At 70.5% G+C, this 22,946-nt stretch carries 23 protein-coding genes; 11 read left to right on the top strand and 12 right to left on the bottom strand.

Annotated elements, in window-relative coordinates:
* Positions 1-26 precede the first annotated feature (26 nt).
* Positions 27-554, bottom strand: coding sequence for a hypothetical protein (locus tag DMB66_RS10575; protein WP_125803863.1), 528 nt, complete (start codon positions 552-554; stop codon positions 27-29).
* Positions 555-756: 202 nt separating this feature from the next.
* Between DMB66_RS10575 and DMB66_RS10570 the strand changes: the two genes are divergently transcribed.
* On the top strand, positions 757-1,449 hold the full coding sequence (locus DMB66_RS10570) for a flavodoxin (protein ID WP_125803862.1): 693 nt from the start codon (positions 757-759) through the stop codon (positions 1,447-1,449).
* Between the two features lie 47 nt (positions 1,450-1,496).
* Entirely contained in the window at positions 1,497-1,637 is a 141-nt protein-coding gene (locus tag DMB66_RS61090) for a hypothetical protein (RefSeq protein ID WP_158647193.1), read from the top strand.
* On the opposite strand, the gene DMB66_RS10565 is transcribed toward DMB66_RS61090, so the two are convergent.
* Positions 1,626-2,495, bottom strand: coding sequence for a helix-turn-helix transcriptional regulator (locus DMB66_RS10565; protein ID WP_125803861.1), 870 nt, complete (start codon positions 2,493-2,495; stop codon positions 1,626-1,628). The genes DMB66_RS61090 and DMB66_RS10565 overlap by 12 nt on opposite strands.
* A 120-nt stretch (positions 2,496-2,615) precedes the next feature.
* Between DMB66_RS10565 and DMB66_RS10560 the strand changes: the two genes are divergently transcribed.
* From DMB66_RS10560 to DMB66_RS10550, 3 genes are read left to right on the top strand one after another with little or no spacing between them, the layout of a single operon-like run.
* Positions 2,616-3,014, top strand: coding sequence for a DUF2255 family protein (locus DMB66_RS10560; RefSeq protein WP_125803860.1), 399 nt, complete (start codon positions 2,616-2,618; stop codon positions 3,012-3,014).
* A 14-nt stretch (positions 3,015-3,028) separates the two neighbouring features.
* Entirely contained in the window at positions 3,029-3,916 is an 888-nt protein-coding gene (locus DMB66_RS10555; protein WP_125803859.1) for an aldo/keto reductase, read from the top strand.
* Between the two features lie 29 nt (positions 3,917-3,945).
* Positions 3,946-4,929: an aldo/keto reductase gene (locus DMB66_RS10550; RefSeq protein WP_125803858.1), complete on the top strand. Its 984-nt coding sequence runs from the start codon at positions 3,946-3,948 to the stop codon at positions 4,927-4,929.
* 128 nt (positions 4,930-5,057) lie between these two features.
* Here the strand turns inward: DMB66_RS10550 and DMB66_RS10545 are convergent, their stop codons facing one another.
* The 9 genes from DMB66_RS10545 to DMB66_RS10505 all read right to left on the bottom strand — a co-directional run bounded on the left by DMB66_RS10545 (position 5,058) and on the right by DMB66_RS10505 (position 15,186).
* On the bottom strand, positions 5,058-7,166 hold the full coding sequence (locus DMB66_RS10545) for a glycosyl hydrolase (protein ID WP_125803857.1): 2,109 nt from the start codon (positions 7,164-7,166) through the stop codon (positions 5,058-5,060).
* A gap of 26 nt (positions 7,167-7,192) precedes the next feature.
* Positions 7,193-7,978 carry an HlyD family efflux transporter periplasmic adaptor subunit gene (locus DMB66_RS10540; RefSeq protein ID WP_125803856.1) on the bottom strand — a complete coding sequence of 262 codons (786 nt, stop codon included), beginning with the start codon at positions 7,976-7,978 and terminating at the stop codon, positions 7,193-7,195.
* A 34-nt stretch (positions 7,979-8,012) separates the two neighbouring features.
* Positions 8,013-9,620: a glycosyltransferase family 2 protein gene (locus DMB66_RS10535; protein WP_125803855.1), complete on the bottom strand. Its 1,608-nt coding sequence runs from the start codon at positions 9,618-9,620 to the stop codon at positions 8,013-8,015.
* A 390-nt stretch (positions 9,621-10,010) separates the two neighbouring features.
* Positions 10,011-10,763, bottom strand: coding sequence for an ABC transporter ATP-binding protein (locus DMB66_RS10530; RefSeq protein ID WP_125803854.1), 753 nt, complete (start codon positions 10,761-10,763; stop codon positions 10,011-10,013).
* Between the two features lie 11 nt (positions 10,764-10,774).
* Positions 10,775-11,554 (bottom strand): ABC transporter permease, encoded by a 780-nt coding sequence (locus DMB66_RS10525; protein WP_233624462.1) that lies wholly within the window; start codon positions 11,552-11,554, stop codon positions 10,775-10,777.
* Positions 11,551-12,372, bottom strand: a complete 822-nt coding sequence (locus DMB66_RS10520; RefSeq protein WP_125803853.1) for a trans-aconitate 2-methyltransferase — start codon at positions 12,370-12,372, stop codon at positions 11,551-11,553. The genes DMB66_RS10525 and DMB66_RS10520 overlap by 4 nt, the downstream gene beginning before the upstream one ends.
* A gap of 7 nt (positions 12,373-12,379) precedes the next feature.
* Entirely contained in the window at positions 12,380-13,375 is a 996-nt protein-coding gene (locus DMB66_RS10515) for an ABC transporter substrate-binding protein (RefSeq protein ID WP_125803852.1), read from the bottom strand.
* A gap of 223 nt (positions 13,376-13,598) precedes the next feature.
* Positions 13,599-14,627 carry a hypothetical protein gene (locus DMB66_RS10510; RefSeq protein ID WP_125803851.1) on the bottom strand — a complete coding sequence of 343 codons (1,029 nt, stop codon included), beginning with the start codon at positions 14,625-14,627 and terminating at the stop codon, positions 13,599-13,601.
* Between the two features lie 160 nt (positions 14,628-14,787).
* The gene (locus DMB66_RS10505; protein WP_125803850.1) at positions 14,788-15,186 is read right to left on the bottom strand and encodes a hypothetical protein; all 399 of its coding nucleotides are present in this window, start codon (positions 15,184-15,186) and stop codon (positions 14,788-14,790) included.
* A 382-nt stretch (positions 15,187-15,568) separates the two neighbouring features.
* On the opposite strand from DMB66_RS10505, the gene DMB66_RS10500 reads away from it, so the two are divergent.
* The 6 genes from DMB66_RS10500 (at position 15,569) to DMB66_RS10475 (ending at position 22,107) form a co-directional block, all read left to right on the top strand.
* Positions 15,569-17,149: a peptidoglycan-binding domain-containing protein gene (locus DMB66_RS10500; RefSeq protein WP_125803849.1), complete on the top strand. Its 1,581-nt coding sequence runs from the start codon at positions 15,569-15,571 to the stop codon at positions 17,147-17,149.
* Positions 17,146-17,841 (top strand): ABC transporter ATP-binding protein, encoded by a 696-nt coding sequence (locus tag DMB66_RS10495; protein ID WP_125803848.1) that lies wholly within the window; start codon positions 17,146-17,148, stop codon positions 17,839-17,841. The genes DMB66_RS10500 and DMB66_RS10495 overlap by 4 nt, the downstream gene beginning before the upstream one ends.
* Positions 17,842-17,915: 74 nt before the next feature.
* On the top strand, positions 17,916-19,115 hold the full coding sequence (locus DMB66_RS10490; RefSeq protein ID WP_125803847.1) for an ABC transporter permease: 1,200 nt from the start codon (positions 17,916-17,918) through the stop codon (positions 19,113-19,115).
* Positions 19,116-19,386: 271 nt separating this feature from the next.
* Positions 19,387-20,763 (top strand): M14 family zinc carboxypeptidase, encoded by a 1,377-nt coding sequence (locus tag DMB66_RS10485; RefSeq protein WP_158647192.1) that lies wholly within the window; start codon positions 19,387-19,389, stop codon positions 20,761-20,763.
* Positions 20,764-20,858: 95 nt separating this feature from the next.
* Entirely contained in the window at positions 20,859-21,602 is a 744-nt protein-coding gene (locus DMB66_RS10480) for a hypothetical protein (protein WP_233624461.1), read from the top strand.
* A gap of 127 nt (positions 21,603-21,729) precedes the next feature.
* Positions 21,730-22,107, top strand: coding sequence for a hypothetical protein (locus DMB66_RS10475; protein WP_125803845.1), 378 nt, complete (start codon positions 21,730-21,732; stop codon positions 22,105-22,107).
* A gap of 487 nt (positions 22,108-22,594) precedes the next feature.
* Here the strand turns inward: DMB66_RS10475 and DMB66_RS10470 are convergent, their stop codons facing one another.
* Positions 22,595-22,882, bottom strand: a complete 288-nt coding sequence (locus tag DMB66_RS10470; RefSeq protein WP_233624460.1) for a hypothetical protein — start codon at positions 22,880-22,882, stop codon at positions 22,595-22,597.
* Between the last annotated feature and the right edge of the window lie 64 nt (positions 22,883-22,946).

Here is a 22,946-nt window from a genome sequence, read left to right as displayed (position 1 = left end):
GACGTGCTTTTCGGCGTCCACGCCGGTCACTTCGCCCGCCGGATCAGGTCGATCACGACGGCGACGAGCATGCCCGCGTACGCCCAGAAGATCGCGTTCGCGATCGCGGACACCGGATCCCAGGTGCCTCGCCAGGCCTCGCCGACGGCCTGCGACCAGGTGTCGCCGTGACCGGTGGTCCACGGCAGCGGGAGCCCCAGGCTCACGACCCAGACGGCGTCGCAACAAGTCTCCTGTACGGGGGTCACGATGCTGGCCAACAGCCCGACGGCGCCGACCGCCGCACCGGCGATCCAGCCCGCCCGGCTTGCCCGTGGCCGTTGCCGCGCCTGCGCGATCAGGGTCGTCCCCCCGACGATCAGCACCCCGGAGAACACTGAGACGTTCCACTCCGCCTCGTACGCGGTGGCGTTCATACTGCCCAGGTACAGGCCGAGGAGGATGCTGCCGCCACCGGCCAGCACCCGGGCGGCGGCGAGCAGGGTGCGCCGCCCTGGCCCGAAGCCGTTCCGGCTGTCGACGGCTGGATATCCATCCTGCTCGGCATCGGTCATCGTCCGATCCTCGCACGGCCCCGCTCGGCGGCGGGATGACGCAGTGTCAACGGCATCGGCCCACGCTGACGCGTTGGGTGCGAAGCCCGTATTCAGCTAGGTGGGGGTCCCTGTCCTTACCCCTTTCAGCGGAGGCTCCCTGGACGCCGCGGATGCGGGTTTCCTGGGTTGAAGTTCGCCCGTACCCGCTGTGGGAGCACCGATGGAAGCGACGAACGCATACCCGCGCCGCGCGATACTGCGCGGTGCACTGGTTGGTGTCTCCGGGACGGCGGCCGGCTCGCTGCTGAGCGCCTGCACCGATTCCCCGGCTGCCTCACCCGCCGCTTCGCCGGCGGCGTCCGCTGCCGCCAGCAGTGGATCGCAGGGCGGCACGGTGCTGCTGGCGTACTTCTCGCGCGCGGGCGAGAACTACTTCAACGGTGGGCGCCGGCGGCTGAGCGTCGGCAACACCGAGGTGGTGGCCGGGATGATTCGCCGCCTTCTCGGTTGCGACGTGCACCGCATCGAGGCCGCCGACCCCTACCCCGACGACTACGATCCGACGGTCGCGCGCAACGTGCGTGAGCAGGAGGCGAACGCCCGGCCTGCCATCGCGAACCCGCTGAGCTCGATCGAGCGGTACGGCACGGTGCTGCTGGGTAGCCCGATCTGGAACGTCCGGGCGCCCATGATCATGACAACTCTGGTCGAGGGCCTCGACTTCGCCGGCAAGACCGTTCACCCGCTCACGACGTACGCGATGAGCGGTTTGGGGACCACCGAGCGCGACTACGCCGCGGCCTGTCCCGGCGCCAGGCTCGGGGAGGGCCTCGCCGTGCGCGGCGAGGAAGTCGCCGGCGCCGAGCCCGCCGTCGAGGCCTGGCTGCGCCGCATCGGCTTGCTCACCCGCTGACCCACTCCGGGAGACCCCATGATCGCCTTTTCCTTCTGGTCGCGGGCTTGTTCCTGGCTGCCTTCGGCGCCCTGCACCGGTACGCGCGGCGACGTCTCATCGACCTGATCGCCGTCCGGGGCCCACCGGCACGGGTGGGAGCGCCCGCCGACATCACGGTGGTGGAGCTGGCCCCTCTACCGGCGTGAGCCGGTCTCCTGCGTCGCGGCCCAGGTGGCGAGCAGGGCGAGGCCGTCGCCGGAGGGGGTGCCGGGCTCGGCGGAGTAGGTCACGATGGTCAGGCCCTCGTCGCCGGAGAGCTCGAGTCCCTCGTAGGCCAACTCCAGCTCGCCGACGGCGGGGTGGCGGAAGCGTTTGGTGCCGTGGCGGTGCATGTAGACGTCCTGGGCGGCCCACCAGGTGCGGAAGGTGTCGCTGCGCATGGACAGCTCACCGATGAGGTTGATCAGGTGCTGGTCATGCGGATTCTGGGCCGCCGCGATGCGCAGCGCGGCGACGGCGGAGCGGCCCACCTGCGCCCAGTCCGGGTAGAACGCCTGCGCGTGCGGGCTCAGGAAGCTGAACCGCATCGAGTTCACCGGCAGCGCCGCGCCCGCGGCGAACATGGGCGCGTACAGGGCCATACCCAGCGGGTTCGCGGCCACGATGTCGAAGCGGTGGTTGCGCAGGATCGCCGGCACCCCGGTCATCGACTCCAGCACCCGGTGGATCGCCGGCCGCACCTCGGGCGCCTTGTCGCGGCGGGCGCGGGCGCGGGCCGGTGTCGGGCCGGCGGCGCGGGCCAGGTGGTGCAGGTGCGCGGTCTCAGTCTCGTCGAGCTGCAGCGCGCGAGCGACGGCGTCTAGGACGCTGTCGGATGCGCCGGCGAGGTTGCCGCGCTCCAGGCGGGTGTAGTACTCGACGCTGACCCCGGCGAGCGCGGCGACCTCGCCGCGGCGCAACCCGGCGACCCGGCGGCTGCCGTACGGGGGGATACCTGCCTGCTCGGGGCTGAGCTTCGCCCGGCGCGAGCTGAGGAACGCGCGTACCTCGGTGCGGTTGTCCATAGACCCAGGTTAGGCAGCTCGCCCGGCGTGAAGGGGTCCCTGCCGTTACCCCTTTCAGCGGTGGCTCCCAGGAAACGTGTCAGCGGTGTGTGCTGGCCAACGGAGGAGAGGGAGGACGCTGTGACACAGGAATCGACGACGACGTCGTGGACGGGCGAGGAATTGGCGGCGATCGGCCGCGCCGAGGAGCTGGAGCTCTCGTCGCTGCGCGAGGACGGCACGCTGCGCCCGTACGTGACGATGTGGGTGGTTCGCGCCGGTGACGAGCTGTATGTCCGCTCGGCCCGCGGCCCTGCCAACGGCTGGTACGTGCGCGCGCTGCGGAGCGGCGTGGGCCGCATCCGCGCCGGCGGCCTGGAACGCGACGTGGTCTTCGCCGAGCCCGCCGGCCCGGGCGTCCACGCCGGCATCGACGCCGCCTACCACGCCAAATACGACCGGTACGGGCCCGCCATCGTGGGCTCCGTCGTGGGAGAGCAGGCAGTCGCGGTCACCGTCCGCCTGCTTCCCCGGAACTGAGAGGAAACGCTTCCATGCCCACCATCTCGCACCTGAGGTTGAACAACGGCGTCGAGCTGCCCGCCGTCGGGTTCGGTGTCTTCCAGACCCCGCCGGATGAGACCCGCACCGCGGTCGAGGCCGCGCTGTCGGCCGGTTACCGGCATATCGACACCGCCGCCGCGTACGGCAACGAGCGGCAGGTCGGCGAGGCGATCGCCAAGTCCGGCGTCGACCGCTCCGAGGTGTTCATCGAGACGAAGATCTGGATCAGCGACTACGGATACGACCAGACGCTGCACGGCTTCGACAAGAGCGCGGGCAAGCTCGGCGTCGACCAGATCGACCTGCTGATCCTGCACCAGGCGCTGCCGTCGGACTTCGACAAGACGCGCGAGGCCTACCGGGCCCTCGAAACGTTGCTGGCTGACGGCAAGGTCCGCGCCATCGGCGTCAGCAACTTCATGGTCGATCACCTGACCGCGCTGCTGGACGGGGCGACGGTCGTGCCGGCGGTGAACCAGATCGAGGTGCACCCGTACTTCGCCCAGCGTGAGGTGCAGGCGTTCGGCGCCGAGCGCGGCATCCTGTCGCAGGCGTGGTCGCCGATCGGCGGCATCACGTTCTATCGCGACTCCGGGCACACCAGCGCCCTGCAGGACCCGGTGATCGGCGAGATCGCCAAGGCGCACGGCAAGTCACCGGCTCAGGTGATGGTGCGCTGGCACCTGCAGCAGGGCCGCTCGGCGATCCCGAAGAGCACGAAGCCGGCGCGCATCGCGGAGAACCTCGACGTGTTCGACTTCGCACTCACCGGCGAGCAGCTCACCGCGATTGACGGCCTCGACACCGGCAAGCGCGGCGGACCGGAGCCCGCCGACATCACCCTCGAAACCTTCGGCCGGCCGATCCCCGAGGCCTGATCCACCCCTTCTTGGACGGAGCGACCATCATGCGTATCGCGAAGCTCGGTGAGCTCGAAGTCGCCCGGATCGGCCTGGGCGCGATGGGGATGTCGCACGGTTACACCGGCGCCGGCAGCGACGACGCCGAGTCGATCCGCACCATCCACCGGGCGATCGAGCTCGGTGTCACCCTCATCGACACCGCCGAGATCTACGGCCCGTACCTCAACGAGGAACTGGTCGGCAAGGCGCTCAAGGGCCGCCGCGACCAGGTGGTGCTGGCGACCAAGTTCGGCCTCGTCTCGCACGGCGGGCGCGGGCCCTGGACGATCGACAGCAGCCCGGACAACGTCCGCACCGCGGTCGAGGGTTCGCTGCGGCGCCTGGGCACCGACCACATCGACCTGTACTACCAGCACCGCGTCGACCCGGACACCCCGATCGAGGACACCATGGGCGCGCTGGCCGGCCTGGTGCGGGAGGGCAAGATCCGGTACGTCGGGCTCTCCGAGGCCTGGATCGGCACCATCCGCCGCGCGCACGCCGTGCACCCGGTCACCGCCCTGCAGTCGGAGTATTCGCTGTGGACTCGCGACCAGGAGCAGGTGCTGCCGGTGCTGCGCGAGCTGGGCATCGGCCTGGTCGCGTACTCCCCGCTCGGGCACGGCTTCCTCACCGGCAGCCTGCGCACCCCGGCGGACCTGGAGAAGCTGGACGACAGCGACTTCCGGAAGAACAATCCGCGCTTCACCGGCGAGAACTTCCAGCGCAACCTGCGCCTCGCCGACCAGGTGCGGGCGGTCGCCGACCAGACGGGTGCCACTTCCGCGCAGGTGGCCCTGGCCTGGCTGCTGACCAAGGGCGACGACATCGTGCCCATCCCGGGGACCAAGCGGGTGAGCCGGGTGGTCGAGAACAGCGCCGCGGCCGGCATCGAGCTCACCCGGGAGCAGATCGCCACCCTCGACGCGCTGCCCGCGGCCGAGGGCGGCCACCACACCGACGACCAGATGCGGATGATCGAGCGCTGAGCCGGACGGGTCCGGCCCGCTCGCCGGCCCCGTCCACGGCTCGGGCCGGCCAGCGGTGCTCGCGCGCCTCGGGGTCAGGGGGAGGGCCTTGTTCGCGTCGTTCTGTGCTGCCGCAGCGCGGCCCGCCGTCACCCTCCGGGCGCCCGGATCACCCGCGGAGCGTTCGCCGGTCCGAACGCCAGGGCCCCTACCGGCTCGGTGGCACCGGGCAGTGGCGACCCGAGCACCGCCAGCGTCTCGATCCAGTAGCGGACCATCGCCCGGCTGGTGCTCGGCTCCCGGGTGACCCCCGCGTCGAGCCGTCGGCGGGCGGCCGCCGGGTCGGACAGGGCGAGGTCCGCAGCGAACAGGTCGCCCCACACCCGGGGCTTGTCGCCCAGTTCCCGCTGGCGGGCGGCCGACGGTCCGCGGTAGAACGAGCCGGCGGTCAACGGCAACAGTTGAATGCCGAGGACGGACTCCGGCTTCGGGTCGAACCACGTCGCGTAGTCGACCTTGGCGTCCCACACGATGCCCGCGGTCGTGTGCGCGTAGCCGGCTTGGCGCGTCAGCCCGGCGCCGAGCCAGTACATCCGGGCCGTCGCTGCCTCCAGCGCGTAGTGGGCGACGCCGTAGCCGGTCATCTCCGCGTTGCCGCGGACCAGGCCCCAGCGGATCACCGCCTCCCAGGCCGCCACCGCCTCGCTGGACGACTCCTGGTTGTTGCCGTCCGCGAAGGGGGCGAACCCGGAGGCAGCCGAGCTGCCCAGGTAGGCGTTGAAAGCCCGGAACGGCGGCATTCCGCTCGCCGGGCCGATCGCCAGCGACCCGGCGTAGTCGCGGACGACCAGGTCGACCACGTCGCCGTAGTCGCGAGCGAAGCCGGGATCGGCCGCCGCCAGCACGGCCGCGGCACGGACCAGGTAGCCGTACTGGAAGTGATGGTCGTTGTAGTCCTGGGCGCCGAACTCGGCCGGCACCGCTATCAGCCCGCCCCAGGTCCGGTCGTAACCGAAGTAGCGCCCGTCGGACGGTCCCCCGTGGGTCAACCAGTCGACCAGTTGCGGCCGCAGCCGATCGAGCGCCGTCCGACGCTGAGCGTCCGCGCCGGCGGCGGCCGCCACCTCGGCGATGGTGGCCAGCCGGCCGAGTTCCTTGAGCCCGAAGTAGCTGCCACCCGCGCCGGGCGGGTCGGTCAGGTCACGGTCCAGGTCGGCCAGCACGGCCCGGTTCGCCGCCACGCTCAGCGGTATCTTCGGCACGCCGGTGAGCAGCCCCGGCATCGGGACCCTGACCTGCACCGCGGCGCCCGCGACCAGGGACATCGTCCCCCGCGAGTCCGGGTAGGAGCCGGCCAGTGATGTCGGCCCGGCGACCAGGCCGGCCTGCTGGTGCGGCAGCAGGGCCCACGCCCCGGTGCCGCCGCCGGCCCGGCGGGCGGTGAGCGTCTGGGTGATCGTCCCGGCCGCGGCGTCGTACGCCATCGCGGCGGTGGTCCGCACGACCGGATCGCCGGTGCTGGCCCGTTCCCAGCTCTCCCGCTCGGCCCCGGCCGGCACCCGGGCCACGGCCAACTGATCACCCGACCCGGTGATGGTGGTCCCGGTGAGCGTCAGACCGGCGCCGAGAACATCCCAACGTCCGCCCGCGACATCGAGCCGGGCCCGGGTAGCCGAACTGCCGACGTCGCGGAAGGCGCCGGTCAAGGTGGGCGCCGCCGCGTGGAAGCGCAGCCACAGCACCGGGCTGCCCTGCACCAGGGTCACGTCGACCCGGCCGCCACCGGCCAGCCCCACCCGCAGGACGACGTGGAAGGCGCCGTAGCCGACGACGGTGACCGCGCCGGTGGCCGTGCCGACGGTGAGGGCGGGCAGGAACGGGGTGATGATGGCGTTCGCTGAGGCAGTGACGGGTGCGCCGCTGATCTGCAGGCCGCCCGCAGCGGCCTGCACGGCCAGCGGGTGAGCCCAGATCGGTTGGGTGCGCGGCCCGGTCAGCGCGGAGCTCCACCACTGGTTGGTCGGCACCGCCTGGCCGGCGAGGTCTCCGGCCTGGGCAGGTGCCTTGGTCGGGGCGGAGCCGGCCGGCAGGGTGCCGGCGATGCTGCCGCGGCCGGTCACCGCCGGCACGACGAGTCGCGGCGTCGCGGCCTCCTCCATCACCGGGCCGGCGTTCCGCACCTGAGCGGCCTCGCCCCGGCCCGGCGACGGTGTGGCCGGCCCGGAACTGCACGCGGTCAACGCGGTGAGCGCCGCCATGGCGGTCGCGGCTCCTCGGCGGCGGCTCACGCGCTGTTCACCGCCGGGGTACGGCCGACGGCCGTGGTGGTGTCGACGACCACATCGAACTGAAGCCCCGGCACCAGCGTCCGCACGGTCGCGAGGGCTGCCGGATCCGGTCGCAGCACGACGGTGAGCCGGTCCGGCGTGGCCGTCGGCTGGCCCGTGTCGACCTTCGGCTCGACCTGCTCCAGCGTCGTGGCGATCCGGCCGGACAGGCCGGGCCCGGTCACATAGGCGGTCATCCCGAGCCGCAGCTTGCGCAGCGTCTCGAGCGCCACGTCGACCTGGAAGGCAAGCTCGGCCGGGTCGTACAGGGTGACAATCGGCTCGCCGGCGCGGGCGATCTGCCCGGGTGTGACGTTGATCTTGGTGATGACGCCCGCGGCGGGTGCGTGCAGCTCCTGGACCCGCGGCGCACGCCCGTCCGCGGTCAGGGTGATCGTGGCCAGGACCGCGCCGGCGGTCACGCTCTTCCGCTCGGCGGTCAGCACCCGGGTGACGACGGCCGCGTCGGCCGATCCCACGGTGATCGGCTCCGCGGTCAGCACGGCCGTGCCGGCGTCCACCAGCGTCCGGTCGGCGAGGCGCTGCCGCACTATGTGGGTGCCGCCCGCGACGGATGCCGCGAGCAAGATCAAAACCACGATGCTCGTACGCATGATCAGCAGCGCCTTGCGCAGCCGGTGCCGCCGGTGTGGGGTCGGCGTGGGGCCGGTTGTGACGTCGGGGCTCAGCAGTGCGGCGGGGTTCTCGTCGCGTTCGATGGCAGTGTCGATCGTGGTGCTCATGGTCGTGCCTCTCTCGGCAGGGGGGTGGCCTGGGTCAGGCGGCGGCCGCGACGGACTGCGGCTGGGTGTCGAGTTGCCCGCCGGTGGGCGGGTTCGCGGGCGGCGCGGCCGGCACCGTCGCGTGCTGCCGGATCCGGCCGCCGGTGACCGATTCGACGATCATCCGGCCGAGGATCAGCACGATCATGGCGGCCCAGCCGACGGACAACCAGGTCGGCGCCGGATCGGCCATCACCAGCACGCCGACCACGATGGCGGTGCCGTTCAGCAGCAGAAGCGCCACCAGGGGCATGACCGCCCACAGCGACCGGGCACCCTGGCCGCCGGCATTGGTGACCTTCCACTTCGCCGGCCGGCCGATCAGCACGCCGCCGAGCGCCCGCAGATGCACGGGCACCGCGCCGATGCTGGCGACGATCGCGGACGGTTTGAACCCGCCCGACTGCAGCCAGGTGACCAGCAGCACGGCCGCCTGGAACGGCAGGTAGTGGGTGGCCCAGGCGACGCCGTCCGCGCGGATCGGGCTCAGCGCGAAGAGCAGATAGAGCGCCGGGAACAGCATGAAGGTCAGCATCGCCACGGACAGCAGGTAATGCGTGCCGCAGAACAGGTATTGCAGGCGCTGGTCGATCGTCAGGCCGATGCCGCGTTTGAACAGCCGGCCGCGTAGCAGCACTTCGAAGCCGCCACTGGCCCAGCGCAGTTGCTGTTTCAGGTACGACGGGACGTCCTGCGGTGCCAGCCCGCGGGCCAGCACCTGCGGCACGTAGATGGACTTCCAGCCGCGCTTGTGCAGCTCGATCGACGTCCAGATGTCCTCGGAGTTGCTGCCCGTCCAGATGCCGCCGATGCTGTCCAGGGCCGCCCGCCGGAACATCACGTTCGTGCCGACGCAGAACGCGGCGTTGAAGTGGTTCTTGCCCGGGCAGACGAGCTCGTAGAAGATTCGCTGTGCCTCACCGGAGCCGGTCGCGACCAGGTTGACGTTGTTCGTGTACGACTGCGGTGACTGCACGAACGCCACGTCCGGGTCCTGGAAATGCGGCAGGATGCTGAGCAGGAAGCCCGCCTCGGGCACATGGTCGGCGTCGAAGATGACCACGAACTCGCCGTCCGTTCGGGCCAGCCCGGCGTTGACGTTGCCGGCCTTCGCGTGCGCGCCGCCCGGGCGTCGCAGATAGCCGACGTCCGCGCCCTCCGCGATCCGGCGCAATTCGTCGCTGTCGCCGTCGTCGAGCAGGAACGTGCGGTGTGTCAGGTGCATGTCGCGGGCCGCGAGCAGAGTGCGCAGCACCAGCGCCGGCTCCTCGCCGTACGCGGTGATGAACACGTCGATGGACGGGACATCGGCGCCGGCCCGCAGCCGGTTGCGCCAGACCGTGGCATCCACCGGTTCGGGCCGGTCGTCGTGGGCCAGAATGGTCCACCACGTGCCGACCAGGTGCAGGGCGGTCAAGCCCTCGGCGGCCAGCATGGTGACCCAGAGCCAGCCAGGTCCGCGGTAGGCGGGGTTGAGCAGGAACAGTTGATAGAACACGGTGGCCGCGAGCGCCGCGATGATCGCGACGCGCGTCGAGCGCTGCAGCGGCCGCCACGCCAGGCGGGCGCCTGCCCGGGCCGGTGGTTCGGACGGAGCCGTCATAGCTGCCCCCTGGTGCATTGATATTCAGCGCCGTGGATTCGATTACCGTTCTCCATGGAACCGGAAAGTCCCAGTGGTGCGCGAGCGCCTGCGCCATATTTCTTTCCGGTTACGGTTCCCGGGTCCGAAATGGAATGCCGAGTTTGCTTCCCGGATATTTCTCGATCGATGCGTGACGCCGCGCCGACCTGCGGTCAAACACGCGACAGGTTAATTCCCTGAGAACTAAGAAATCCTTCCTGTTTATGGGACGCAGCCGATCAGTGAGCGACGTTACAGTGGCGCCTGGAACCGGCGGCGAGATTCATCAATGCGACCGAAACGCTGATGAAACCTGACTGGTGGGTGCCGGCCCGCCACGACCGCGCGGCAGCCGGACCAGAGAGGTCTCTAGTCCCGCAACAGCAGATCGTGCAGCTCGGCGACGCAACTCGCCACATCGGTCAGGTGTGCGTTGTGGCCGAACGAGCGCGGCCGCGGAATGTCGACCTCCAGCACCTGCCGCACCCGGCCCGGACGCGGGCTGAGCACCACCACCCGGTCGGCGAGCAGCACGGCCTCCTGGATCGAGTGGGTCACGAAGACCGTGGTGACCGACTGCGCCATGTGTATGGCCTGCAACTGGGTAGCAAGCTCCTCGCGGGTCAACGCGTCCAGCGCCGAGAACGGCTCGTCCATCAGCAGGATCCGCGGCTGCTGGATCAGGGCCCGGCAGAGCGCGACCCGCTGTTGCATGCCGCCCGACAGCTCGTGCGGACGCCGCTGGTGGAACCCGGCCAAACCCACCGAGTCGAGCAGCTCGGCCGCCCGCGCCCGGTACGCCGCCCGGGGCCGGCGGAGGATCTCTACCGGCAGCATGACGTTGCCGAACGCCGTGCGCCACGGCAGGAGCGCGGGACGCTGGTTCATCAGCGCCACCTCGGGCCGTGGCTGTCGGACCGGCGTACCGTCGATGGTGATCGTCCCGGCGGTCGGCGTGAGCAGGCCGGCGACCAGGCGCAGCAGGGTGGACTTGCCGCACCCGGAGCGGCCGACGACCGCCAGGAACTGATGCTCTTCGACCTCCAGGTCGATGTCGCGGAGCGCCTCCAGGTCGCCGGTCCGGGTCTGGAACGTCCGGGAGACCCGGTCCAGGTTGATCATGCCCGGCCCCGCTACCCGGTGATGTCCCGCGCCCAGGGCACCAGCAGCCGCTCCAGCGCCACGACGAGATAGAACATCGCGGTGCTCAGCAGGGCCAGCAGGACGATCGCGGCGAAAGCGAGCGGCGTGTCCAGCGACATGCCGGACAGCACGATGACCGCGCCGAGCCCGCCGCTGGGATTGCTGATCTCGGCGACGACGGCGCCGATGACCGCGAGCGAGATGGCGACCTTCAGCCCCACGAAGACCTGCGGCAGCGCCCACGGCAGCCGGATCTTCAGGTACGTCTGCCACACCGACGCGGACAGCGACCGGCTCAGCTCGCCCAGCTCGGCCGGGGTCGAGGTGAGCCCGGCCATCGTCGCCACCACGATCGGGAAGAAGCAGATCAGGACCACCAGTACGATCTTCGGCCGCAGCCCGAACCCGAGCCACACCACCAGCAACGGGGCCACCGCGACCTTCGGCACCGAGTTCAGCGCGACCAGCACCGGCAGGGTCGCGCGTTCCAACGCCCGCCAGACGGTCAGAGCCACCGACAGCAGCAGCCCGGCCAGCACGGCGATGCCGAAGCCCACGGTCGTCTCGGTCAATGTCGCGCCCGCCTCGCGCAGCAGGTACGCCGGTTGCGCGCGGAACGCGGCGACGATGTCCGGCGGGGCGGGCAGGAAGAACGGGCGGATGCCGAACACCACCGTGGCGGACCACCAGAGCGCGATCGTGCCGACCGCGCCGAGAACGGGCAGGCCAAGCGGGCGCCACCGGGCGGAGCGGGCCCGCGCCGGGGTCACGACGCACCGTCGGGCCGGCGGCCGATCGTGGAGTACGTGAAGTGGCCGCGTACCACCAGACGTGGGTCCGCGGCCAGGCGGCACAGCCTGTCCAGCTCCTCCTCGGTGAATCCGGCGGAGAGAAACCCGGAGCGCAGCTGGGCGACGTTCACCGCGATGATCAGCGCGCCCGCGGTGCCGCCGGCCCACGATGCCGACCGGATCTCGGTATCCACATCGGAGAGCCCGGCCGCCAGCATCGCGGCGTGCACCTGCCCGGCCCAGCCCGGATCGTTGCCGTTCGCCGGGAGCAGCCGCTCGACGAGAACGTCCTGGTAGCGATCGACGAGGGCCGCCGCCGCGGCGTCCGGCGCGGCGAGCACCAGCCCGCGATAGGCCGCTGCCCACTCCTCGAGCATGATGATCCCGCCGGGCGCCAGGGCGGCCGCGAGCCGGCCCAGGATCTCGACCCGCTCGGGGAGGTGCAGCAGCACCAGCCGGGCGTGAATCAGGTCCCACGGCGGTGCCGGAACCGGCTCGGTCACCAGGTCGTGCCGCAGCACCGCGTATCCCCGGTCGGTGGCCAGGTGACGCGGGTTGAGGTCGGTGGCGAGCACGCGCCCGTGCGGCCCCACCCGGTCCGCCAGCCAGCCTGCGACGCTGCCGCCGCCGGCACCGACCTCCAGGCAACTCCGGCCGGTGAGGTCGCCGGCCGCGGCGAGCCGCGCGAACGTGAACGGGTCCAGCATGTCGGCCAGATGCCGGTGCCGGTCGGTCGCGGCCGGGTCGTCGTTGTCGAAGGAATACGCGGCACAGCCCGGCGGTGTGGAGTGGTTCATCGCGGCGTCAGCCCGTCGGCGCCAGGTTGAAGTCCACGACCGAGTCCGGCGTCAGCCCTGGCGAGATGAGCCCACTGCGTTCCAGGGTGGCGATCGCGTCGGTGACCCGCTTGCGGTCGATGACGCCCGAGGCCTTCACGTACGGTGCCATCAGAGTGATCTCGCCGACGGCAGCCGTCACGTCCGCGGCGGGCTGCGCCTTCTTCAGGATCTGCGCCGCCTCCTCCGGATGGTCGAGGGTGTACTGCAGGCCCTTCAGCGCGGCGTCCCGGAATCGCCGGGCGAGATCCGGCCGGTCCCGGGTGATCGTGACCGGTGCCAGGATGCCGTTGCCGAACAGTTCCGGCAGATACTCGCTGTACGGCTGGACGACCGCCTTCTTCCCGCCGGCCGCCTTCTCGATGCCTTTCACCCCGATCAGGAACGTGCTCAGCGCGTCGACCCGGCCGCTCGCCAGCAGCGTCGGCAGCTGCGCCGGTTGCGCGTTGAACCACTGCACCTTCGTCGAGTCGATGCCCGCGAGCTTCGCGTACGCGGGGAACAACAACTGGTTGACCGACCCGGTGGCGGCACCGAGCTTCCGGCCCTCGACATCCTTGGGCCGGGCGATGCCGGAGCCCGCCAACGCGACGATCGAGACCAGCGACTGCTGGTGTACGGCGGCGATCGCGCGGATGTCCTTGGACTCGCCCTTGCCGGCGAGGATCCAGGCGCCGGTGAGGTCGACGTGCGCGAACTGCGCCCGCCCGGCGGCGAGCACCTTCAGATTCTCGCCGGTGGCGGCGCCGAGCTGGATCGTGACGTCCAGCCCGGCTTCCCGGAAGTAGCCCTTCTCCAGCGCCACCCAGGCGAACGCGTCGCGGCCGACCGCACCGAAGGCGGTAACGTAGGTGACCTTGTCGGACGGTGTGGAACCGCCCTCGGAATTCGCGGAGTCACCGCATCCGGATATCAACAGCGCGGTGGCCAGAATCGTGGCGAACGGTGTCCAGATACGCCTCATAGCATGATCCCCGTTTCGGCGTCACATCCACCGCCGACGATACGCCGCCACTCGCGTCGTGCCTACGCTCCGACGCCGCCCGATTCACCAGTCGCTCCCGCGACGACGGCTCGCTCCTTCAGGCAATCATCGAGACAGGATCGGCGGCGGCAGCACTGAGCACATCGGCGAGCTGTGCGGCACCCGATTTCGCGATCAGTCCGTCCGGGCCCGACCGTCCTGGTCAGAGGCCGGCGTTGGGGATTATCTTGCGCAGCTCGCCGCGGTGCTGGTCGACGAAGCCGGCCTCGTACTCGTCGCGCACCTCTTTCCGGATGCGGTCGAGGTCGCCGCCGCACTTCTGGTCGGCGGTGGCCACGGCCAATTCGAACGACTTGACGCTGGCAAGCAGGCTTTGCTGTGCTCCGGTGAGCCGCCTGTCCCGATAGAGATCGATGACGCCGTCGGGCACGTCCTCGCCGCTCAGTGAATCGTAGAGCGGGTTCATCCGCCGGGTGATCTCTTTGCGCACCGCGTCCTCGTCGGCGTAGGGATAGCCCGCCTTCGCCAGGCAGTCGGCCCACGCCCGCTCGGCGGTCACGATTCGGCGATCCGCGTTGACCCGGGCGTACAGCTGGCCCAACTCGTCGCCGAACTGCTCGACGACGGCGCCCGCCTTGTCGGTGACCTTCGACGCCTCGCCCTGGCAGCCGGCGGGTTTCCCGTTTGCTGCGGTGCCGCCGCCGAGCGCGCGCTGGTACGCCGCCCGTTCGGATTCCGACATGGCGGCGACGACTGCCACGTTCGGGTCGACATCGGCCGCCTTGGGCTTGAGCTTGAGTGCGTTCTCGAATCCGGTTGAGATGCCGTAGCCGTACCGGCGCTGGAACTCGTCGGCGGGCAGGTCGGTCGGCAGCCCGGTCGGGTTGGCCTGCCGGCCGGCCACCACGTGCGGCACGTACCGGAAGCCCTGCTTGGCCATGCAGTCGCGGATCAGCTGCTGTCGATCCTGCTCGGTGGCGCTGATCTGGCGCCCGTAGTCCGCGGTGCTGCCACCGAGGCCGAGCAGACTGATCAGCGTCGGCCGCTCGGACCCGCCGGCCGAGCTGGCCGACCTGGTGGCTGCGCCGCCGGGAGCGGGGGCGGCGCCCGGCGGCGCGGGGGAGTCGGAGCAGGCGGCCAGGCCGGCGACGAGACCGGCAATGGCAAACCACCGCAACGACGTTCGGCGACGACGCGATTCACCGCGCCGCCGGAACTGGCTGCTGGACACGGATATTCTCCTGAGGCTGGAATCAACCACGACCGAATCAACCACAACGATCGAATCAACCACGACCGACCGAATCAACCACGACCGACCGGCCGGTCACGAGATGCCGTGTGACCGGCCGGCTGACACTGGGGCCCCTGTGTCTCTTCGGACGTCTCCTTTAGAAGGCTACATTCGAGGCGCCCCGACAATACGCCTCGTCGCTGCGGCAGATCCAGGTCGGCGCCGACTGGTTGCGTTGCGGATCTAGGAACGTGAACGTCGTGCCGCCGGAGCTGCACGAAGACGCCATCACGATGCCGTCCAGCTCGGCAAAGACGCAATGGCCGTCACTCGGGGCGTGGTTGTCCTTGACGGTGCCCCGCCAATAGTTGTCGCCCGGAGCGTTGCAGGTGCCGGCAATGCTATCCAGCCCGCCGACCACGTTGCGATGCAGGTTCAACAGGCAGCCGCTGCCGGTCCAGCTCACGTAGTCATGAGCCTGCGCAGGCACTGCGGTGATCACGATACCGAGGAAAGCGACGACAAAGACCGCCGCCAATCGCTTTAGATGGGCCATATTGACGTACCCCCATTCTTACCAATTGGGCCCCGGCCTATTGTTGGGGCTCGATGATGGTGGGTCAACGCCACTGACGGCATCTGTACGGGCATACATCCCGGTCCATGACGCCGCAACCCGGACAACTGCCATCGGGTCGGCGGGCCGGCGCGGGGCAGGGTAGGGTTGGCGCGCATCCGGAACGCTATCGTCGGTCGCGAGTACAGGAGGATCCGTGTGGTTCCGGCGACGCCGAACACGCGGTTATACGCCCACGAATGATCATCCAGCCAATGATCAACTGCTGAATGATCAGCTGCTGAATGATGATCAGAAGCTGGGTGATCAGCAGACGGTCGGGCTGAATGATCAGCCAACGGTCGGGCTGAATGATCAGCAGATGGTCGGCCGGCTGTCCGCCATGGGACGGCGCCGCCGCCTACTCCTGCTACTCGTCGGCACCGCGACGCTGTGCAGCGCCGTCGGCTGGGTGGCCGGCAGCCGCATCGCTACGCCGGCCGAGACCACCCGGGACGTCGGGTCGCAGGGGCCGCAGCACGTCACCGCCCCGGTCGAGCGGCGGGCCCTCACCAACTCCATCGTCGTCCGCGGCGACGTGCGGTATGCGGCGACGACCAACCTGCTCGTCGACCCCGACGTCGGCCAGCAGGATGTGACCGGCAGCCGGCGGGTGGTGACCGGCCGCATCCCCGCCGTCGGCACCGAGCTCAAGGCGGGCTCCGTCGCGGTCGAGGTGTCCGGGCGCCCGGTGTTTCTGCTCCCGGGCAAGCTCCCGATGTACCGGTCGCTCGGGCTCGGTTCGCGCGGCGCCGACGTCAGGCAGCTGGAACGGGCCCTGTCCAGACTCGGATTCTCTCCCGGCCCGATAAACGACACCTTCGACGCGCGCACCGAGAAGGCGATCACTGCCTGGTACGAGGCGGCCGGCTACGACCCGGTCGAGCCGCGCGCGGAGGAACGGCAGCAGTTGACCGAGGCCCAGGCGCAGGAGCGTGCGGCCCGGGACGCGCTTGCCGCGGCGAAGGACGCGCTGGCGGCCGCGCGCCGCGGGCCGCGCCACAGCGAGACCGTCGCGGCCGAGGGCGAGGTCAAGCTGGCGAAAGCGGCGGTCGCCGCCGCGATCGCGGAGCGGGAAGACGCGGTCGCCGCCGCACCGCCGGCGGAGCGGGCAAGCGTCCGCCGGGCACATGACCTGCTCGTGCTCGAAGCCCGGAACAGGCTGGCGGTCGCCGAGGCGCAACTGGCCGAGCTGCGGGCATCGCCGAACGCGACGGCCGAGCAGGGTGCGGTGACGCGTGCCACCGAGACGCTCCGGGCCGCGGTGGCCGCGGTGGCCGCCCTGCGCGCCAGGGTCGGCACCCGGGTGCCGCGCGGTGAGGTGGTCTTCCTGCCCAACCTGCCGCGGCGGGTGGAGCAGGTGAAGGTCCGGGTGGGCGACGAGCCGTCCGGGCCGGCGCTGGTCCTGAGCGGCGCCGACCTCGAGGTGGTGGCGACGGTGACGGCCGCGCAGCGCCGGCTGGTGTCCGTCGGCGACGCCGCGCGGCTCGACGAGGAGTCGCTGGGCATCGACCTGCCGGGCACGGTGACGGCGGTGGGCACGGCCGCGACCGGATCGTCCGGCGAGGGGCAGGGCGACAGCCAGGGCGGCGCCGCCGCCGAGGGCGGCTTCGCCGTCACCATCCGGCCCAGCGACGCCGACCGTGAGCAGGCCGATCTCGCGGGTACGAACGTGCGGGTCACCATTCCCGTGGAGTCCACCGACGGCGAGGTTCTGGCGGTGCCCGTGGCGGCGGTCTCGGCGGCTGCGGACGGGCGTTCACTCGTCCGGGTGGTCCGCGACGGCGGCCGGGTGGAGGACGTGCCGGTCCGGGTCGGCCTGTCGGCGGAGGGCTTCGTGGAGGTCGAGCCGATCGACGGCGGCCTCGACGAGGGCGACGAGATGGTGCTCGGGCTGCGATGACCCCCGTCGTGGAGCTCTCCGGCCTCGCCCGCACCTACCCCGGGCGGCCGCCCGTGACGGCCGTACGGCCGACCACGCTCAGCGTTCTGCCCGGCGACTACATCGCCCTGACCGGCCGGTCAGGCTCGGGAAAGTCGACGCTGCTGCACCTGCTGGGCCTTCTCGACCACCCGACCGCGGGCAGCTACCGGTTGGACGGGGTGGACACCACGACGCTCTCCGACGGCGCCCGCACCGCGCTGCGGGGGCGCCGGATCGGCTTCATCTTCCAGGCCTTCCACCTGCTGCCCCACCGGTCCGCCGTCGAGAACGTCGTGCTCGCGCTTCTCTACAACGGAGTGCCGCGGAGCGCTCGGCTCGAGCGCGCCGAGGCGGCGCTCGCACTGGTCGGCATGGAGCATCGGGCGCATGCCCTGCCGAACACGCTGTCCGGCGGCGAGCGTCAGCGGGTCGCCATCGCGCGGGCGCTGGTGACCGAGCCGTCGCTGCTGTTGGCCGACGAACCGACCGGCAACCTCGACAGCGTGACGGCCGACGCGGTCCTCGCCACGTTCGACGATCTCAACCGGCGCGGGTTCACCGTCGTCGTGGCGACGCACGATGCCCAGGTCGCCGGGCACGCGGGCCGGCTCTGGGAGATGAGCGACGGCGTCCTCACCGAGACGGCCGGCACCACCCAGGCCCGGCGATGAGACGGGACACGGTGATGAGGGCGGCGATCAGGGCGGCGCTGCGAGCGGCGAGGCACCGTGGCCCCCGGTCCCGCATGCCGATCGTCGACCTCCTCGACGAGGCGACGGCCGGGCTGCTCGCGCGCCCGGGCCGGATGCTGCTCACCGCGGCCGGAACGGTGCTCGGCATCGCCGCGCTGGTGGGGATCGCCGGCATCACGACCACCGCCAGCAACCACATCGTCGCCCGCTTCGACGCGCTGGCGGTCACCGAGGTCGTGGTCACGCCGGCGGCGCGGGCGGCGGACGAGGCGGTCGTCAACGTCCTTCCATGGGACGCCGAGAAGCGGCTCACCCGGCTGCGGGGCGTGCTGGCCGCGGGCACGATGACGCCGGTCGACGCCGGCGACGAGACCGTCCGCCGGCTACCGGTGGTCGACCCGCTCCAACCGGCCGACCAGAACCTCGCGATCTTCGCGGGGTCGCCCGGCCTGCTGGGCGCGGTGCAGGGCGTGGTGGGCACGGGCCGTTGGTTCGACGCGGGCCACAACGCGCGCGCGGACCGGGTGGCGGTGCTCGGCCGGGCCGCCGCCGACCGGCTCGGTATCACCGGGGTCGAGCACTCCCCGGCGATCTTCATCGGCGACGACGCGTTCACGGTGATCGGGATCCTGGCGGAGGTTCAGCGCGAGCCGGATCTGCTCAACGCGGTCCTCATTCCCGACGGCCTGGCCCGGGCCGCGTTCGGGCTGGACGCGCCGGCGTCGGTCCACGTGCACACCGCACTCGGCGCGGCCCGCGCGGTGGGTGCGGTGGCGGCTCTGGCGCTGGCGCCGAACGCCCCCGAGCAGCTCGCCGTGCGCACCCCGCCCGACCCGGAACAGGTCCGGGCCCGCGTCGCCGACGACCTGCGGGCACTGTTCTTCCTGCTGGGTGCGGTGTCGTTGGTGGTGGGCGGGCTGGGCATCGCCAACACCACGCTGGTCGGCGTGCTCGAACGCACCACGGAGATCGGGCTGCGCCGCAGCCTCGGCGCGCTGCGCCGGCACATCGCGGTGCAGTTCCTGGTCGAGGCCGTGACGGTCGGCATCCTCGGCGGCGTCGTGGGCACGTCGCTGGGCGTCCTGGTCACCGTCGCGGTCGCCGCCGTCCGGTCGTGGAGCCCGGTGCTCGACCCGTGGATACCGATCGGCGCCGTCGGTGCAGGTGCGCTGCTCGGGCTCCTCGCCGGCACCTATCCCGCCTGGCGGGCCGCGACCATCGAGCCGATCGCGGCGCTGCGCACCGAACTCTGAGCAATCGAAGTCCGAGACCCTGGGCCGCTGTCACCTGAAACCCTTATCTACCAGGGCGGTCATCGACCTCGCTGCTACCCGTCCGACAACAGCGCCGCCGAGTGGGCCGTACTCGCCCCGCACGTCCCGGCCGGGACCGGCTGGCCAGCGGGTCGAAGGTCGTGCCGCGCAGCTCATAACACCGATGGGATGACGCCGCCGGTACTGATCTTCATCGAGCCACATTGATCTAATGGGCACATCGTGCGCCCTTCCCGATCGCGAGGTATCGATGAGTGAATCCCGTGCCGTTCCACCCCTGCTGTCGCGGATGGTGGCCATCGGCGCTGCTGCGGCCGCGCTCCTGATGCCCTCGTCGCTCACCGGACCGGCCAGCGCCGCCCCGGACGCGCCGGCCGGGTCCGGGGCCGCCGCCGAGCCGGGCTACTACCTCGTGACCTCGGCCGACCGGCAGCCCGCGGTGCTGGCCCACGCGCTGGAGCGCACCGGTTTCGACGTTCTCGAAGGTCCGATGGACCACGGTGTGCCGGTGCTGGCGGACCCGGCCGCCGTGGCGCGACTGCAGCAGCGCGGCCTGAGCGTGCAGTACACCGGCCCGCTGTACCAGCCGGTTTCCCGCTCCACCCGGGCCGACACGAACACCTACTACGGGGGCTACCACACCACCGCCGGGCACGAGGCGCACAACACGCAGGTGTCCACCGCGCACCCCGACCTGGTCAAGCTCTACACCATCGGCCAGTCCTGGTTGAAGACCCAGGGTCGCGGCGGGCACGACATCCAGGCCCTGTGCATCACCAAGATCCAGCAGGGTGACTGCGAGCTGACCAACACCGGCCGCAAGCCGAAGTTCACCGTGATGTCGCAGATGCACGCACGGGAACTGGCCACCGGCGAACTGTCGTACCGGTGGATCGATCACCTGGTCAACAACTACGGCACCAACACCGACGTCACCGCGCTGATGAACAGCACCGAGTTGTGGGTCATCCCGATCGCCAACCCCGACGGCGTCGACATCGTCGCCTCGAACTCCACCCGGCCGGTCGCCCAGCGCAAGAACGCCCACGACAACGGCTGCACCGGCACGGGCCGCGGCGTCGACCTGAACCGCAACTCCAGCTACCACTGGGACGTCAATCAGGGCACCAAGTGCGACGAGACGTACCCCGGCACGGGTGCGGCAAGCGAACCGGAGACCCGGGGCATCCAGAACTTTCTCGCCACGATCTACCGGGACACCAAGCCGGCGGCCGACTTCAGCGCGGCCAGCAAATCGACCACCGGTGCGTTCCTCACCGTGCACAGCTACTCGCAGCTGGACATCTACCCGTACGGCTGGACCAACCAGCTGGCGCCCAACAACAACGACCTGAAAGCGATCGCCGACGCGATGGCCCGGGCGAACCACTACGACGTGGTCCACGGCGACGGTGGTCTGAACTACTTCGCCCCGGGCGCCACCGACGACTGGATCTACGGGCAACTGGGTGTGCCGGGATACACCATCGAGGTGGGCCCGAGCAGTGGCAGCTGCGGGGGATTCTTCCCGGTGTACTCCTGCGTCAACAGCTTCTGGCAGCTCAACCTGCCGGCGTATCTGGCCGCCGCCAAGGCCGCCGCCGCACCGTATCCAACCGGCCGCTGAACCACGGCCGGGGCACCGGTTGACCACCGGGCCTGGCGACGGGCGCTGGACTACACCGGCGCCCGTCGCCAGGGCGGCTGGCATAGGGTCAGCCAGTGACTGTGTACGAAATCGCTACGAAGTTGCCGACGATCGATGTGCTCCGTGGCCGCTGCAAGGCACTCGCTATTCTCGAGCGCATTGTCGACGGGGCTGAGCCGTACATCACCTATACAACGGCTTGGGGCGACGACGAAGCGGCACTTATGAGCAACGGCGGCAGTGACGAGTGGGCCATCGTCTTCAACTCCGGCGGTGCGTTCGTCCGCGTCTTCGATCACGAGTCCGCGATGTCTCCGTACCGCGACTCGGATCGAGAGTTGTGGCCACGGCTACTTCACGGAGTGCCGGCGGTGTTCCGTCCACAGATCGAGGAGCCGGCGTTCAGCGACGGAGAGGGCCAGTTCCTGGCCACCGCGGTGCTCTGGCGGCTTACCGAGGATGATCGCTGGCACGCTGGTGAGGGCATCGTCTTCCCACCCGCACGCGGACCGTACGACACCGACCCTGACGGAACCGCCATGCTGGAGATCCTTCTCGACGACATCATCGACCGGTACGTCGAGTTCGTCGGTGACTACTACGAGATGGAAATCGACCGGGCAAGTGTCGCGCACGTCATGGGGCATCGCCCGCTCACCGATACCGTTGTGCGGGCTCTGAATCCCGGCGTCACCGGTCGCGGATCTACGCGAGGACTTCGCCGCTATCGGATATCCCACGCGGGCCGCGCCGTGACGAGCCCGGCCGGCACAGTACGACGCCGAACAGCGGGTAGGTGTTGTCCTAGACGTCCGTGACCACGGCAACCTTCTCCTCGTCGAAGAAGCGGCCACCCGACTCACCGATCTGGACAAACGACCGGTCCAGCAGGGCGGCGAACATCGACATGGCGGAAGCCTCGGTCAGGATCGAGGAGCCTAAAGGATGCCCGACACCACCTCCCGGCCCCAGCATCGCGACTCGACCATCCGCGTCGGCCGGCGAACCTGGACCTACGCTCGACGTGTGGAGACTGTCGTGGCGACTGGCTGGTGGATGTATGACGGAATTGTTCCGATCACAGTCCGCGTGGTCATGCTGGACTACGACTTCTGGTATGCGGTTGGTGCGGCGGACGGCGACCTTGACCTCGATGAGGTGCCCCAGCTGAATCCCGATGGACGGCTCTACTATGTGCGGCACCGACCGGGATGGTCAGAGGGGGACCAATACTTTTGGCCGGATTCTCAAGGCTTTCTGACCTTGGCGGAGGCTGTCGCTGCTGCGGAAGCCACCATTTCCGGCCCGGTCAGCTGGGAGTAGGCAATGTCGACTCACGATGTTTGGCCGTTCCTCAAGGCTGCGGCGCGGCTCGCCCGGGGAGTCAGTTGCTGGGAGCAGCGGCGACGCCGACATCATCCGAAAAGGAGACTCACGCCGCGCTGGTAGCGCCTTGAGCCGGAGCGTGCCGAGCCGCTCCAAGCTGGTTCCATTCTCGACTTTCTTGGCGCCCTGAAGTAGTCATTCGGTTACCGAGTGCACCGGCTTCGCCGCCACCCACACCGGCTGGATCGAGATGCGGGTCGTCACCCGCGCCGACCCGCCGAGCGAGATCGCGGACGAGTGGGACGCCATCAGCGAGACGGCGCGGCGATCTGGTAGCCGTCGCCATGCGGCGCAGCGGCCGGCAGGCGTTCCTGGTCAGCACTCGCAAGCCGGAGATCATCATGCCGGGCCGGATCCCACTGCAGTAGCGGCGGAATCCTCGCTCGTGATCGCCGAGCCCGCGCCGCTACCGCCCTGGGATGTCTCAGAACTTCTTGTACAGGAAGAGTTCGTAGTAGAAGTAGTTCCCGATGGTGGAGTAGCCCTCTTCGCAGTAGTAGGCGGCGTAGATCGGGGACCCGGGGTAAGCCAGTAGATCGCCGGTGTAGACGCAGCTCGCGACGTCTCGGTACGTCGCCCAGTAGATCCAGCCGGCGGCGAGCGAGGCCTGCACCACGTCCGGCGCTGCGGCCCGGGTGGCGCTGGCCGTGCCCGGGACGGTGAACCCCAGCAGCGGTACCGCCAATAGTGTCGCGACTGCGATACGAGCCAAGCTGCTACGCATGGTTGCCCCCTGTTTGAACGGACACGCCGACGCCGAAAGCCGATACCACCGA

The sequence above is a fragment of the Actinoplanes sp. ATCC 53533 genome (assembly GCF_003947245.1).
The sequence above is the reverse complement of the archived record's forward strand: the minus strand, read 5'-3'. Positions and strand labels throughout refer to the sequence as shown.

What these genes read in the sequence shown, in the direction of transcription:
- DMB66_RS10570 (WP_125803862.1), top strand. Translation starts at nt 757, where the DNA reads ATGGAAGCGACGAACGCATACCCGCGCCGCGCGATACTGCGCGGTGCA.
- DMB66_RS10475 (WP_125803845.1), top strand. Translation starts at nt 21,730, where the DNA reads ATGCCCGACACCACCTCCCGGCCCCAGCATCGCGACTCGACCATCCGC.
- DMB66_RS10575 (WP_125803863.1), bottom strand. Translation starts at nt 554, where the DNA reads ATGACCGATGCCGAGCAGGATGGATATCCAGCCGTCGACAGCCGGAAC.
- DMB66_RS10535 (WP_125803855.1), bottom strand. Translation starts at nt 9,620, where the DNA reads ATGACGGCTCCGTCCGAACCACCGGCCCGGGCAGGCGCCCGCCTGGCG.
- DMB66_RS10515 (WP_125803852.1), bottom strand. Translation starts at nt 13,375, where the DNA reads ATGAGGCGTATCTGGACACCGTTCGCCACGATTCTGGCCACCGCGCTG.
- DMB66_RS10530 (WP_125803854.1), bottom strand. Translation starts at nt 10,763, where the DNA reads ATGATCAACCTGGACCGGGTCTCCCGGACGTTCCAGACCCGGACCGGC.
- DMB66_RS10490 (WP_125803847.1), top strand. Translation starts at nt 17,916, where the DNA reads ATGCCGATCGTCGACCTCCTCGACGAGGCGACGGCCGGGCTGCTCGCG.
- DMB66_RS10540 (WP_125803856.1), bottom strand. Translation starts at nt 7,978, where the DNA reads ATGAGCACCACGATCGACACTGCCATCGAACGCGACGAGAACCCCGCC.
- DMB66_RS10500 (WP_125803849.1), top strand. Translation starts at nt 15,569, where the DNA reads ATGGTCGGCCGGCTGTCCGCCATGGGACGGCGCCGCCGCCTACTCCTG.
- DMB66_RS10545 (WP_125803857.1), bottom strand. Translation starts at nt 7,166, where the DNA reads ATGGCGGCGCTCACCGCGTTGACCGCGTGCAGTTCCGGGCCGGCCACA.
- DMB66_RS10495 (WP_125803848.1), top strand. Translation starts at nt 17,146, where the DNA reads ATGACCCCCGTCGTGGAGCTCTCCGGCCTCGCCCGCACCTACCCCGGG.
- DMB66_RS10555 (WP_125803859.1), top strand. Translation starts at nt 3,029, where the DNA reads ATGCCCACCATCTCGCACCTGAGGTTGAACAACGGCGTCGAGCTGCCC.
- DMB66_RS10485 (WP_158647192.1), top strand. Translation starts at nt 19,387, where the DNA reads ATGAGTGAATCCCGTGCCGTTCCACCCCTGCTGTCGCGGATGGTGGCC.
- DMB66_RS10565 (WP_125803861.1), bottom strand. Translation starts at nt 2,495, where the DNA reads ATGGACAACCGCACCGAGGTACGCGCGTTCCTCAGCTCGCGCCGGGCG.
- DMB66_RS10520 (WP_125803853.1), bottom strand. Translation starts at nt 12,372, where the DNA reads ATGAACCACTCCACACCGCCGGGCTGTGCCGCGTATTCCTTCGACAAC.
- DMB66_RS10505 (WP_125803850.1), bottom strand. Translation starts at nt 15,186, where the DNA reads ATGGCCCATCTAAAGCGATTGGCGGCGGTCTTTGTCGTCGCTTTCCTC.
- DMB66_RS10550 (WP_125803858.1), top strand. Translation starts at nt 3,946, where the DNA reads ATGCGTATCGCGAAGCTCGGTGAGCTCGAAGTCGCCCGGATCGGCCTG.